Raw genomic sequence first — 14,030 nt, 5'->3', positions numbered from 1 at the left:
GAAGTTATGCAAAATAATTCGATTCAAGTCATTGGACTGCAAAAGTCCTACAAGCAGCATCAAGTCCTAAAGGGCGTTGATTTCGAGGTGGAAAAGGGCAGTATTTTCGCCCTACTCGGCTCCAACGGGGCGGGCAAGACAACGGTTGTCAAAATCCTCACCACGCTGCTCAAACAAGACAGCGGAACCGCCACGGTAAACGGATTCGATGTTGCGTCAAAACCCGAGAATGTGCGGCAGGCGATCAGTCTGACCGGGCAATTTGCCGCCGTGGACGAAATTTTGACCGGACGGGAAAATCTTATCATGATTGCCAAGCTACGATACCTCAAAAATCCGCGTCAGGTTGCGGACGACTTGCTTAAACGCTTCGGCTTGACAGACGCCGCCGACCGCAGGGCGTCTACTTATTCGGGTGGTATGCGCCGCAGGCTCGACATCGCCTTGAGCCTTGTGGGGAAACCGCAGATCATTTTCCTCGACGAGCCGACCACTGGGCTTGACCCCGAGGCGCGCATCGAGGTTTGGAAGATTGTCAAGGAGCTTGCCGACGGCGGCACGACGGTACTCCTAACCACGCAGTATTTGGAGGAGGCTGAGCAGCTTGCCGACCGAATTGCCATTCTGCACGAGGGTAGGATTATCGCCAGCGGCACGCTCTCGGAGCTAAAAAAGCTGTTCCCATCCGCAAAGGTGGAGTATGTTGAAAAACAGCCGACATTGGAGGAGATATTCCTCGCAATCATCGGCAAAAAGGAGGGAAAGTAAATGGAGGCGGCAAAGAAACACTTTTTCAGCGATATGGGCGTTATGCTTGGACGTTCCATGCGCCATATTTTCCGCAGTATGGACACCATCGTCACGGTCACCATCATGCCGATCGCGATGATGTTGCTGTTCGTCTATGTGTTCGGCGGTGCAATTCAAACCGGAACGGATAACTATGTGAATTACCTGTTGCCCGGTATACTACTGATTGCTATTGCTAGCGGCATATCCTACACGGCTTTCCGCTTGTTTACGGATGTGCAACGAGGCATATTCGAGCGGTTTCACACCATGCCGATTTCACGTTCCACCTTACTGTGGGGGCATGTGCTGACCTCGCTGGTATCCAACGCCATATCGGTTCTCGTCATCATTCTCGTAGCGTTGATTATGGGCTTTCGTTCGCCGGCGGGGATATTGTCATGGCTTGCAGTAGCCGGCATACTCGCGCTGTTTACGCTGGCATTAACTTGGGTCGCAGCAATTGCTGGACTGACCGCAAAAACGGTCGATGGCGCAAGCGCCTTTTCCTACCCGATTATCTTCCTGCCGTTTATCAGCTCGGCGTTTGTGCCAACCGAGTCGATGCCGTCGGTCGTTCGCGCCTTTGCCGAAAACCAGCCGGTGACCTCGATAGTGGAAGCCATTCGTGCGCTACTGTCAGGTCAGCCGGTGGGCAATGATATATGGGTCGCGCTTGCGTGGTGCGTCGGGATTTTGCTCGTAGCATATTTCTTTGCAATGTGGGTGTATAAAAAGCGGGTGTGAAAAAAAGGACAGCTTTTTCTGTATTAAACAACAGAGAAGACAGTCCTGTAGAATAGGCAGGTAGAACGTATCTGCTCGCGCTGTGGCAGTAATGTGGTTCTAAGGAAAGGGTCTACGTATGAATTCTACGGATGCAGTGTGTTTCCCAAGTGCCGAAATATCAGCTCAGCTTAAAGCACCCCAAGTGGTGCTTTTTATTTTGCCTTACGACTCATTTTTGCAGTCTCCTTCTTCATACGGCAGGAGCTATCCACTCTTAAGATAGTGCATTCAGCTAGCCAACATATTTCCCCAGAAACGCTTCAACCTTCTTGGTATACTTACCCGGATCAACACTATATGCGAGTCCGTGACCAGCGCCTGGCACAGTATAGAGTTCCTTCTCGCTGCTGCATGCTGCATAGAGCTCCTTGACCATTTTGAACGGTACGAAGGTATCGTCCTCACCATGTATAAACAGCATCGGTGTCCTTGACTTCTTGACCTGCTCCAGCGCCGAAGCTTCAGAGAAAAAATACCCCGCTCTCATTCGTGTCAGCAGACTTGTACAGTACACCAACGGAAATGCGGGTAGACGATACATTCTCTTCAACTGATAAGTGAGCTGCGCAAGGACAGAGGTATAGGAGCAATCGGATATAATCGCTTTCACATTGCTGGGAAGTGCTTCGCCACTCGTCATGCATACAGTTGCTCCACCCATCGACACCCCATGAAGCACAATTTGTGAATGAGAACCTTTTTTCTCCATGATAGCCTTAACCCATTGCACGTAATCCTTACGTTCCCTCCAGCCAAACCCAATGTAGCCGCCTTCACTACGCCCATGCCCTCTTGCATCCGGCATTAACACATGATAACCACATTGCTCATGATACAGCTTGGCTAATAGATCCATATCGCGTGCTTTACCCGAATACCCATGGGAGAGAATGACCGTCTTCGAAGTGGGCATTGCAGCCTCCAGCCAGTAGCCCTGCAGCTTCAAGCCATCCTCCGATGTAATCGTTATCTCTTCGAAACCAGGATCTTTCTTCCATATTTCACGTCGCTGTGGGATGGATTTGAGTTCCAAATCCGGATTATGCGTCAAAAAGCTCTTATTCGCTCGTTTCACTGCAACATGGTAAAAATACAAACTAATGGAGAAGAGCACGATCATTATAAGGACAACAATACCCGTACAGGCGATTACTTTCATTGTTCCCCGCATCCTTTACTTGGAAGGTGGCGATCGTTATACAAAAGCACCGCCCCCTAGGCGGAGTACGGTGCTTCTTCTGTAATCAGTTAGGCTGAATTCAAGCAGAGTTATGGATAACCCGTGTGCTGCTTGTTCCGAAACGCTTGATTAGGCATACCCTTGCTGAAGCACTTCTTGGTGGTCTACGTAGGATATCCGTTGGAACGACGCGCTATGCGCTTGACTTATGGATAGGATTATCCCCGGCAGCATACCTATTTCTCAAGCGCCTTATGCACCTTCAATTGCTTGCCTTTAATCGTCGTTGTCTTCATCGCTTGAATGACGAGCTGGCCTTTTCCATTCAAAATATCCACATACGTAACGTTATCTTGAATCGTAATAATCCCAATATCCTCAGCAGTCATACCCTCAATCTTAGCAATCGTTCCGACAAAATCCACCGCTCTGAGCTTCTTTTTCTTTCCGCCGTTAAAGTACAGCTTCAGAATTTCCTGATTCAGTTGATCACTCTTATGCTTCTTAATTGTGGGTTCCGCTCTCAGTTTCTTTTCAAATGCAGCCATTCGCTTGCTGACTTCTTCCCTGGAAGGAGCATCACTTCTGTGAATTTCCATTCCTATATATCCCTCAATATCCGCTAACAGCCGTTCTTCACTTGGCTTAACGAAGCTAATCGCTTTACCAGACTTACCGGCTCGTCCCGTTCTCCCCGCTCGGTGTACGTAGCTTTCCTTCTCAACAGGCAGGTCATAGTTGATGACATGGGTAATATTCTCGATATCGATGCCCCTAGCAGCTACATCCGTCGCCACGAGATACCGGAATTTACCCCTTCGAAAATCATTCATGACGCTGAACCGATCATCCTGTTCCATACCGCCATGAATTTTGTTACACCTATAGTTCATCTGATTCAACTGCTTATAGACGTTATCAACCTGCTCCTGAGTGCGGCAGAAGATGATGCAGCTGTCCGGATTCTGGACGATCGTTATATCCTTAAGCAGATTCGGTTTGTTCTCTTCTTTGACAATGATAAGAGAATGTTCAATCTGCGCTGTCGCTTCCTCCGAGGTAACCATCTCGATATACACAGGGCTGCTCATATAGCGATGGCATAAGCCTTCAACATCCTTGGGCAAGGTAGCAGAGAATAGCAGCGTTACCCGGTCCTTCGGAAGCTCATCAATAATAGCGCCTACCTGCTCAATAAATCCTTTATTCAGCATCTCATCAGCTTCATCAATAACCAGATATCTCACCTTTTCGATATCGAGTGTACCTTTTGTAATATGGTCAATCACACGCCCTGGCGTGCCTACAACCACGTGAGTTTTCTGGTGCAGTTCTAGTTTCTGCTTGGCAAAAGGCTGCTTGCCATACAGAGCTGTCGCCTTAATCCGCTTCAGCCTGCCAATATTCGTAATATCCTCTTTGACTTGATCAGCCAGCTCACGCGTTGGTGACAGAATGAGCGCTTGTGGACTGTTCTCTTCCCAATCGACCATTTCGCAGATCGGAATACCGAAAGCGGCCGTCTTGCCGCTGCCCGTGTGTGACTTTACAACAAGATCCTTCTTCTCGAGTGCGACCGGAATGACCTTAGCTTGCACGTCTGTCGGCTGCTCATAGCCTAGGCTATCCAGCGCACGTACGATCTCTTCACTTAATTTATAGGTACTAAAGCTTGTTTGACTCATAATAAACTCCTCAGCTAACAAATTCGTCTTGATCTAAATTGTAGGGTATTACGGAGGTTTAAGCAATTCACCCACCACAATGTGCACAAAAAAGACGATTATCTGCTTGGCGCAGTTAATCGTCTGAAGAATCCATGGCGTATCCCATGTGAATGGCCCAATCACGCAGCAGTATCTGACTTAGATTCCGTATTCGTCTTTAGGAATGCTGGCAAAACGGTCCATTTGGTCTCAACCTGATGGGCCAGTAACAAGGTAAGCAGCAATCCAATCAGTGAACCAAATACCGATATCGGGATTGCCCAAATGAATGAAGGCTGAACAAAGAATGGGACAAAGGAAACCGCCAGAATCGGAGGGGCATTCAATTTGAAGCGATTGATAAGCCAAATCACAATAACCATGTTAATGAGTAAGGGAATGACTCCAGCATGTACATAGACAATAACCGTTCCAATTAGGGAAGCTATAATAGCACCCAATGCGACTTTGCTTAATTGCATTATAGAGAAGGGCCGGTTTATAAAGAGTAAGCTGAAAGCGCCTAGAGTCGGAAAAAATAAAGAATGCAGCGTAGGGAATTTTGTCGCAACCCCGTATACACCAACGATATACAAACAAATTGCAGCTGTCTTAATATTCAACTCGCGTTCATCCTCTTTTCATACTGCGAACTTACATGCAGGTGATATTCTATACCCCTTCGCTTCATTCGTCAATGCTTAAACCGCAGAAAACTTTGTTATCTCGTATCTCTACTTAAGCTTTAGAATCTTCTATTAATGAATTGAAAAGTTCGATCGTTCCTTGGTTCACCTATATACTATAATTCGTTTATACTGGCCCTCTTATAGGCTAGTAGTCAAAAGTCTATTCTTCTGATTGGAGGTACTTTGTTTGTCTGTTGACGCACGAAAATTAGCTGTTCAGACACTTCCAGCGACAGCGAGAAAGTCGATCTGGCCTGCTTTAATCACCTTATTCTTCGGATCGTTCGTCGGCGTCTATCCTGTCGTTTCTCTTAACGTCTCCCTTCACGGATTCATCGGGATCTTCCATACGGAGCTTATCACTGTTCAATGGATCGTTACAGGCTTCACCCTTGCAGCGGGTGTGATCGCTCCCGTTAGTGGGTACGCTGGGGATCGATTCGGAGGGAAAAGGCTCTTTATCTTCTCCTTAGTGGGGATTACCGCCAGCTCCATCCTGTGTGCCTTAGCTTGGAACATCTATGCGCTGATCGCATTCCGTATCCTGCAAGGCCTATTCTGCGGATTAATTTCTCCTGTCGCACTAGCCATGATCTATCAAACAGTTCCTTCTGATAAACAGCCATTTGCCGTCAGTATATGGTCATTTTCTACCGTTCTTGGTACTGCGCTCGCACCATCCATTAGCGGTTGGCTGCAGGATTACGATTGGCATTGGATCTTTCTCGTTACTGTACCGCTGGGGATTGCCGTGATCATAGCAGCATTACGAATATTACCTTCTGACCACTTGTTACGGAGAGCTAAACTGGATGTAATTGGACTTATCCTCGCAGCAGCAGGCAGTCTATCGCTCCTTCTGCTCTTCGGCAATATGCATCAATGGGGATGGCAGGCAGCCCCAACTTGGGTATGTCTGATTATCGGTGTGACATGTGGAATTGGTTTTGTCATTCATGAGCTGCGTACGGAGTCTCCGCTGCTGCAGCTTCGGTTATTCCGCTCTGCTATGTTCACAGCAAGCCTCTCCATCTCGCTAATCCTATCCGTCGCTCTCTATGCGGGCATTTACTTTATTCCACTCTACCTGTCGGAGATGCAGGGGTTATCCTCATTCCAGGTCGGTATTCTTTTCCTGCCGGCTGCATTCTGCTTAACCTGTGCAACCTTCTTCTCCGGTCAATTCTATACAAAGCTAGGTCCGGCAACCTTAATCATTGCGGGCGGTCTAATTCTGATACTGACCACCTATCACTTTAGTCACCTACACCCAACTTCGACGCTCTTCTCGATTATGCTTTGGCTATCGATTCGTAATATCGGAACAGGTCTTGCCATGACTCCTGCGACGAACGCAGGTATGATTGCCATTCCTAGAGAGCTATCGGGTCATGCTTCAGCGCTTATTAACTGGATTCGCCAGGTATTCAGCGCGATGACGCTTAGCCTCTTGACCTCGTTCTTCTACATGAGACTGGATATCCATCAGTCCCACTTACTTAAGGATGAAGCTAGTAAAGGAGCTTCTTGGATTCATAAGACGGCTTATACACTCAGCGTGAATAATGTTTTTCTGATCTCTAGTCTCCTCATCGCATTGGCACTCCCGCTAGCACTGATTCTTCGCAAACGCAAGCCTACGAATTAATGAGAGCAAGCAGACCTAGGAATACCGGTCTGCTTGTTACTCAGGGATTTAGGTTTGACAACTATCACGTATCTATAGTACATTCAATTAAGTTAAGTGCTTAACTATAATATGGTGGTGGCTTTATGAAAGATTTACAAGAGTACGTTCTTGATTTACCGCTGCATACACAGGCTTTTTTTTCCTTGGTTGAAGCAACAGCAAATTTAGTTGATGTCTCCGAGAAGTATTGGCAATCCAAAGGTCTAAATGGTGCCAGAATTCGAATTTTGGTTGAAATTATGAAAGAAGGAGGCACTATACTTCCCTCGATGCTCGCCAAGAAAATTGGCGTTACGAAAGCAAATATTAGTCTTTTGCTTATCCCTTTAGAAAATGACGGATTAATCCGTCGGGCAAGCCATCCTAAGGACGGCAGAAAATCGGTGATTTCAATAACAAATGACGGTCAGAGCATCCTATTGAAACACTTACCCGAGAACCGCCAAGGGATTGCCGAGAAAATGAAAGTGCTGGAAGAGCAGGAATTGAAACAGCTCCTTTTTTTATTAAATAAACTAAGCAGAGCGTAAATTTTTTTGTTCATTTAGTTAAGCTATTAACTATTTTGCGCTTAGGAAGGATGAAATCCCGATGTCGATTATCATTACAGGGGCAAATGGCCAACTAGGAAGTTTAATTATTAAGCATCTCCTTCAGAAAGTCTCGGCGGATCAAATTATTGCCTGTGTTCGTGACATCGAGAAAGCGAAAGAATATCAAGAGCAAGGAATTGAAGTGCGCTTTTGCGACTATGATCAGCCTGAATCACTTGATCTAGCATTTGCCGGAGCCAGCAAGCTATTATTAATTTCAAGCTCTAATACCGATGATACGGTTCGTTTACGTCAACATGTTCATGTCATAGAAGCGGCAAAAAAATCGAAAGTGGAACATCTCCTTTTCACAAGCTTTGCTTTCCTGGGAGTCGGTTCGATTCCACCTTCTCATTTATATTTGGCAACGGAGCACGCCATTCTCACAACAGGAATTCCGCATACTATTCTTCGGAATGCTTTGTATACTGATTTTGTCGGCGTGCTTGGTCTGGATGCTGCCATAGCTACAGGTGAACTGAGGACTTACCCTGGAGATTGGAGTTTTAATACGGTTACGCGCAATGATCTTGCTTTAGGAATAGCGGCCGTTCTTTCCGAACCGGACCATAAGAATAAGACCTATGAGCTTACCGCACCCCGTCCATGGACCTTCAATGAACTAGCGATCGTTCTGTCTGAGCTTACAGGCAAGTCCGTTTCTCACCGTCAGGACCCCGAGATCCAGAACTGGATATATGGGTTCTTGGGCAAGATTGATACTTCTTCAACCTCAGGAGATTTGGAGAGATTGATTGGAGGCCCTGTTACTTCACTGAAAGAAAGCATCAAACCATTTATCGCTACTCAAATAATGACCTAGAAGCCCGCTGCGCGGACGGATCATTCTTAAGGGTCGCTGTTGTCTCCCTATTTCTTGATTCTATCCCTTAGGGGTAGAAATACGGAGACAAAGGCGAACGCTCTCGCTTCTTCAGAACGATTCCGTCCGCTTCGCTTTTGCTCATGCTTTATTCATTTTCTAGTTGTTCTCAGCATAGATGGCCATCGCATCCCGCATGAATACCGCCAGTCCTTCGCCGAACTTATCAATGTTCTTGGTAAAACGGCTATCATCGACATACATTTGACCTAATCCTTTGAAACCCTCAAGTGAGTAGCTGCCCATGGTATTCAACAATAGATACCACTCTTGGATGGCTCCTTGTGCCTCTTCAGAATCAGGCGAGCTATTACGCAGAGCAGCCAGCCTCGTGTAAATCTCGTTCATCCTTGCAGATAACGCACCTTGCTCGTCCTTAGACATTCCGCCCACCTTCGCATTTGCGGTGTCAACGGCTTGATTCCCCCAGCGTTCCCTTGCTTCTTGCTCGTAGGGGTTATGACCGAAATCGAAGCCTTCGAATTTTTCTTTATTCGTCATTTGAATTTCTCCTCTCGTGTATTGAACCGTCTTCTCAATGGTGGCAATCAATTGATCAAGTTGGCTGCGCTTCTCCATCAGCATTTTGCGATGCAGCTCCAACGCTGCTTTGCGGTCGAAATCTGGACTGCTGACAATTTCTTTAATTTCCTTCAAAGGAAACCCGAGTTCTCTAAAAAATAAAATCTGCTGCAGCAGCTCAAGATTGACATTCGAATATAGACGATACCCGGCATCAGTTATTTCATCTGGCGTTAGTAGTCCGATCTCATCATAATGATGCAAGGTTCGCACGCTAATACCAACCAAATCCGCAACTTCTTTTACCCGCATCGATTCATCCCCGCCTCCTTTCATGACTTACTATAAAGGATCACGATACGTGAGAGTCAATAGGAAATTTGATAAGATCTTGTCTCTAATAATTGCAAAAAAGACCACCAGGAGGTGGCCCTTTGCGTTTACTTCATCGATCCCATTGACTGAATTTTAATATCCACTTTAACATTCACGTCCGCTTTTGACAAAGCTTCGCCCCATCTATCCTGAACCTTCTTCCATTGGGTGTATTTATAGGCTCTGGCATACAGTCCGAGTCCCATCGGATCGATCTTGGCCTTTTGGATTTTCTTGACCAATTGTGAAAATTGCTGTTCAAGTTCCTTCTCAATTTGCTTTTCCAATTCCGGCGCTTTATGTTTGACGTCATAGGAAAAAAGGCGCTCTTTTATCCCAACTCTCAGGCCAACTCCAATATCAAATACAAACTTGTCATCCTTATAGTTAGTCTTTGTCTTGACAGAAATACCCTCAGGTGTAAAGGTCATACTATTTTTATTGAAAACGCCTTTCCCAGGCTGCTTAGGAAGAAGAATCGTAAAAGTAAACTCTCCATCCGTTTGATGCTGCAAGAGTCTCAACAGGCGAGTCTCATCAGCGTTGATAGATAATTTGTATTTACCGAATCGATCCAAAAGAGCCGTTCCTGTCACTTTAATCTCTCCATCTTTTTTAAGTTCCGTAAGGCTGGGCGACAATCCTTTATCCGTAAATTGACGATGAAGTTCTTGAAGTGACGTGATAACTGTTACATTTCGTTCATGCGCGGTATCAATAAGCTTGGACACATATAAAGGAAGACGCGGTTTATCTATGGGCCTAAACTTGGCGACATCCGAAACCGGGCCGTCTACAAGAACGACGCGGCCCATAACTGTATTTTTGCCATCTCTATACATAGAATCCATAACAGGAAACCAACCCTTGTGCTGAAGAACACGTTTGCCTATGAGCACCACCTGGACCTTACCGCGGCTCGTTAAAGCGGTGATCGTGGAATCAAATTCATCTCTTGATTCACGAAGCGTGTCGGCATGAACTTCAGCGTACTCTTCCTTCTCTTTCGCTTCTGTACTAAATACCGGACTGGATGATGAAAAAACAAGGTGGTTCTCTTTATCGAGATCAACTCCGATTAACAAGGAGAGCGAGATGTCTTCAACATTGATTTGATCTCCGCAGCCCGAAATGACTGAAAGCGACAGCAGCAGACAAAAGAGGAAAGCGCGTTTTATGAGGATACACTCCTTCTGAATCGATTATAGACAAGAACATATAGGTAAAGAAGGAATGGAAACACATAAGCGAACCATATCCCCACTCCGCTTACGAATTGCTGCCATTGTTGGGCCTGATTCCATGAAGGATGTAAAGCGAAGACGAGTGTTATGATCAGGAGGAAGAATACCACTGCAAACGGAGCCGGATCCTTTTTTCCTAACAATTGGCCTGTAAAAAAGATCACTCCGAACGTATAAGGCAGCCAAGTGGTCGAAACGATAAACAGGTAAAGAACCAAAAAGATCAAGTCAAATCGCTCGAGAAAACGAAATTCGATGACTTTCAAAAAACTCAGTAAAGGTTGGTTATAGTTCGTGATATCGTCTGGACTGAAATAAGCGAAGCAAATCAGAGTTGCTCCAAGGTAAACGAATAAGGTCAATGTGTTGGCAATAACGATTCCACGCATAGCCAACTGCTTTTTCTTTAAAAACGGATAGATAAAAAAAACGATTTCAAAACCGAGGAAAGAATTTATCGTCGCTCCTAATCCATCAAAAATCGGCTTCCATCCTTCTTTGAAAAGCGGAAGCAAATGTATCCAGTGACTATCTTTCAAAGGAACCAATAATATGAAAGGCATCCACAGCATCATATAAAAAACGAGTTCACTGTATCGGCCCAATACACGCAAACCATTTCGAGAAATAAAATACCCCGGTACAATCAATAAAATCATCACGATATAGTCTGGAGTCAGCGGCAAAAACCAGTGTTTGACGAAGAGCACCGTGATGGTGAGTATGGTCCAGACAGCAAATGCATAATAAAAAATGACGGGTATAATGAAAAGCTTCCCAATAAACTTGCCAAAAAGGCGGATCAAAAGATCCGATAAGGTATCGTTCGGGTACTTTTTGAAAACCTGCACGATCACAATACTGGCGACCATGTTGCAGCCCCAGCCAAGAATAAGAGACATCCAGCCATCCGTCCCCGCTTTAACAGCCACGTCCATGGGTAAAGAGAATATCCCTATTCCTACTTGAGCTCCATGAATGAGGAAAATAAACTGCATAAGGGTAATTTCGTTCAACGCGTATTTTTTCATGGATCCTCTCTTCCCAAAGAATTGCCTTGTCTGACGGATTGCACTGCATTTGTGCCTTTAGGTCGCTTGCCCATCGTCCATAGGGGCAGACGGATGAATACATCTTTCAAATCGGCGAATCTCCAAGGCGCCAGTGGACTGCCATATGGAGTACCTAACGTTTCAAGTGAAACGAAATGGGCAACCAAGGCCATCGCTCCACAGACCATACCCACTATTCCAAACATTGAAGCCAGCAGCATCATTGGGAACCGAAGTAGCCGAATGGATGCGCCCATATCATAGTTGGGAGTAATAAAAGAAGCGATGGCGGTAGAGGCAACAATAATAACCATAAAGTTGCTGACGATCCCTGCTTGGACCGCCGCTTGCCCAATGATGATTCCCCCTACAATGCCAACGGTTTGCCCGATTGGCGCGGGCAGCCGAAGTCCTGCTTCTCTCATCATTTCAAGCGTTATTTCCATCAGAATGGCCTCCAAAATTGGAGGAAACGGAACCCGCGACCTTGTCTCAGCAATCGATAAAATGAGCTGTACAGGGATAACTTCGTAATTAAAAGAAATGAGCGCAATGTATATAGCTGGCAAAAACAAAGCAATAAACAACGCCAAAAAACGAAGCAGCCGAATAAAGGAAGCGATCAGCCAACGGCTGCTGTAATCGTCAACACTTTGAAAAAAAGACACAAAGATTGCCGGAGCAATCAACACAGAGGGAGAGCGATCCACAACCACAGCGAACCTCCCCTGAAGGATATGGGAAGCTACCGAATCAGGTCTCTCCGTCAATAGAAGCTGCGGGAAAGGTGAGAACGAATTATCCTCAATGAATTCAGCCAGCTCACCTGTATTCAGGATGGTATCCACATCAATCTGCGTAATTCGAGTTTCAAGTTCCTTCAGAAGGTCCGGATTCGCCACGTCAGCCAAATATAAGATCGAGACCTTTGTTTTTCCACGTGTGCCTACATTGTGTTCCTTGATTTTCAATTCCCGGTTGGGAATATACCTGCGAATTAACGCGATATTCTGACTCCCGGTTTCGACGAAAGCTTGATGAGCTCCCCGAAGAGCAGTTTCGACGTGTGTGTCTTCAATTGCTCTTTTCGGCCAACCTTTCGTATCAAAAATGTAGACTTTCGGCTGCCCATCGACAAAAAGTACGCTATTTCCCTGCAGAATGGCATTTTCCACCTGATTCCAATCCGTTTCCGTATGGAAATCCCCAACACTTACCGCATCATTCAAATCTGACGGCTTATCGGGAGCTAGATGGATTAATTCCTTTAAAATATTATTGTTAATTGCTTCCTTATCAACCATGCCATCTAAGTAGACAAGGGTTGCAGAAGTTGCCGCCTGACCCACTTGGATCTGCCGAATGACCAAGTCGGGAGTCAAATTAAACAATTGTTTAAGGTGATCGAGGTTAACAGATAATTCGCTGTTAATTGGAACAGCATCCAATGTGTCTGTTGGTTTGGCAGGCGTTTGATACTTGGAATTGCTTTTTCCCATCAACAACTTTAAAAACCAAAACATCCGGAATCATCCTATCTTGATCAGTTGGCCCTACATTGGATAAAGATTGAAATGCTCATTTAAAGGATTTACATAAAGTAACAGATCGATACGCGAGTCAGCTGTAATAATCAGCGGAAGCAGCGGAATCAGCGGTAAGTTTCGCCGCTAGACCATCTGATGCGGGACGCAGCTTAGATACAGGGAATAAGACAAAGAAGAGGAGCCCCCTACTCGCGTACTAAGGGCTTTTGCTTAAATAATTGTTATCAGATTCGTTCGAAACACGAGTCTCTGCAATCTGTGAGATTGAAGTCGCTTCAAAGGTGCCATGTAATCTTGTTGCAGGGGCAAGTTACCAATTAAGTGCCGAATAGGCTTATTACAGCCCTTACAATGCATCGGATCCATCTTTATTAGGAATATAAATTTGTGTTCATATATGCAAAAAATAACGATATCATCAGATCCCGTTTTCTCTATTTCGTATATTTTTCCCTATATATCTGGCCTTTTTTCTCTTTATCGTGTACTTTTGACGGCAAACGCTGTATTCTATAGGTAGTTTAATTTAGATATAAATTTAATAGAAAATCAGTCAACCAAACACTGAGTAGCCTTGTTGGCGGCTCATGTAGCGCTAAAAGCAGCGGATGATGCGATACTCGGAATAACATTAAGGAGCTACATTCATATAAACGGGGATAAAACCCACTCAGGTGATGAAGGAGTATTCGTTTCAAGCAATGGCTCCAGAGATGGGATGAATGCCTTTTCTCGATAAGCCTGATTTCGTTCTCTTGGTACCTCAAATTAAGGCATGTTCATCTGGATTCGATGATCGATCAGTTTCAGCCCTCTTTTATCTCAAGAACTGCTCAACGGACTCCTACTCCCTTTTAAGCTGTCATATGGAGGCTGCTAGAATGGGCCAAATAGCCGTCACAAACACTAGTCTTTCGTTTGTGCAGCGAAATACGGCTTAATTGTACGAAGGAGCGGAATGCGTTTTGGTG

The 14,030-nt window shown here is 45.4% G+C and carries 13 protein-coding genes; 6 read left to right on the top strand and 7 right to left on the bottom strand.

The genetic code is table 11. From position 1 onward, the window contains the following. The first annotated feature begins 6 nt into the window (after positions 1–6). The 3 genes from EKN16_RS24410 (at position 7) to EKN16_RS24400 (ending at position 1,710) form a co-directional block, all read left to right on the top strand. On the top strand, positions 7–768 hold the full coding sequence (locus EKN16_RS24410) for an ABC transporter ATP-binding protein (RefSeq protein ID WP_125663202.1): 762 nt from the start codon (positions 7–9) through the stop codon (positions 766–768). After that, complete coding sequence (locus EKN16_RS24405; RefSeq protein WP_125663200.1) at positions 769–1,536, top strand: ABC transporter permease; 768 nt, start codon at positions 769–771, stop codon at positions 1,534–1,536. A gap of 69 nt (positions 1,537–1,605) precedes the next feature. Continuing rightward, positions 1,606–1,710 (top strand): topoisomerase DNA-binding C4 zinc finger domain-containing protein, encoded by a 105-nt coding sequence (locus tag EKN16_RS24400; protein ID WP_125666623.1) that lies wholly within the window; start codon positions 1,606–1,608, stop codon positions 1,708–1,710. A 100-nt stretch (positions 1,711–1,810) separates the two neighbouring features. Here EKN16_RS24400 and EKN16_RS24395 read toward each other — a convergent pair whose 3' ends face one another. The 3 genes from EKN16_RS24395 to EKN16_RS24385 form a co-directional block, all read right to left on the bottom strand. Beyond that, a complete protein-coding gene (locus tag EKN16_RS24395; protein ID WP_232015996.1) occupies positions 1,811–2,737 on the bottom strand; it encodes an alpha/beta hydrolase in 927 nt (308 codons plus the stop codon). A 257-nt stretch (positions 2,738–2,994) separates the two neighbouring features. Then, positions 2,995–4,443 carry a DEAD/DEAH box helicase gene (locus tag EKN16_RS24390; protein WP_125663196.1) on the bottom strand — a complete coding sequence of 483 codons (1,449 nt, stop codon included), beginning with the start codon at positions 4,441–4,443 and terminating at the stop codon, positions 2,995–2,997. A gap of 161 nt (positions 4,444–4,604) precedes the next feature. Then, complete coding sequence (locus EKN16_RS24385; protein WP_125663194.1) at positions 4,605–5,087, bottom strand: hypothetical protein; 483 nt, start codon at positions 5,085–5,087, stop codon at positions 4,605–4,607. Between the two features lie 253 nt (positions 5,088–5,340). Here EKN16_RS24385 and EKN16_RS24380 point away from each other — a divergent pair, with 253 nt between their 5' ends. The 3 genes from EKN16_RS24380 (at position 5,341) to EKN16_RS24370 (ending at position 8,259) form a co-directional block, all read left to right on the top strand. Beyond that, entirely contained in the window at positions 5,341–6,801 is a 1,461-nt protein-coding gene (locus EKN16_RS24380) for a DHA2 family efflux MFS transporter permease subunit (protein ID WP_125663192.1), read from the top strand. 125 nt (positions 6,802–6,926) lie between these two features. Beyond that, positions 6,927–7,373, top strand: coding sequence for a MarR family winged helix-turn-helix transcriptional regulator (locus EKN16_RS24375; RefSeq protein WP_125663190.1), 447 nt, complete (start codon positions 6,927–6,929; stop codon positions 7,371–7,373). Positions 7,374–7,434: 61 nt separating this feature from the next. Further along, positions 7,435–8,259: an SDR family oxidoreductase gene (locus EKN16_RS24370; RefSeq protein WP_125663189.1), complete on the top strand. Its 825-nt coding sequence runs from the start codon at positions 7,435–7,437 to the stop codon at positions 8,257–8,259. A 159-nt stretch (positions 8,260–8,418) separates the two neighbouring features. On the opposite strand, the gene EKN16_RS24365 is transcribed toward EKN16_RS24370, so the two are convergent. The 4 genes from EKN16_RS24365 to EKN16_RS24350 all read right to left on the bottom strand — a co-directional run bounded on the left by EKN16_RS24365 (position 8,419) and on the right by EKN16_RS24350 (position 13,035). Next, positions 8,419–9,177: a MerR family transcriptional regulator gene (locus tag EKN16_RS24365; protein WP_375782044.1), complete on the bottom strand. Its 759-nt coding sequence runs from the start codon at positions 9,175–9,177 to the stop codon at positions 8,419–8,421. A gap of 104 nt (positions 9,178–9,281) precedes the next feature. After that, positions 9,282–10,394, bottom strand: coding sequence for a Ger(x)C family spore germination protein (locus tag EKN16_RS24360; RefSeq protein ID WP_125663185.1), 1,113 nt, complete (start codon positions 10,392–10,394; stop codon positions 9,282–9,284). Next, a complete protein-coding gene (locus tag EKN16_RS24355) occupies positions 10,391–11,491 on the bottom strand; it encodes a GerAB/ArcD/ProY family transporter (RefSeq protein ID WP_125663183.1) in 1,101 nt (366 codons plus the stop codon). The genes EKN16_RS24360 and EKN16_RS24355 overlap by 4 nt, the downstream gene beginning before the upstream one ends. Next, positions 11,488–13,035: a spore germination protein gene (locus EKN16_RS24350; protein WP_232015995.1), complete on the bottom strand. Its 1,548-nt coding sequence runs from the start codon at positions 13,033–13,035 to the stop codon at positions 11,488–11,490. Before EKN16_RS24350 ends, EKN16_RS24355 begins: the two co-directional genes overlap by 4 nt. Positions 13,036–14,030 lie beyond the last annotated feature (995 nt).

The organism is Paenibacillus baekrokdamisoli (assembly GCF_003945345.1).
Classification (GTDB): domain Bacteria; phylum Bacillota; class Bacilli; order Paenibacillales; family Paenibacillaceae; genus Paenibacillus_Z; species Paenibacillus_Z baekrokdamisoli.
This window is presented reverse-complemented; position numbering and strand designations above follow the sequence as displayed.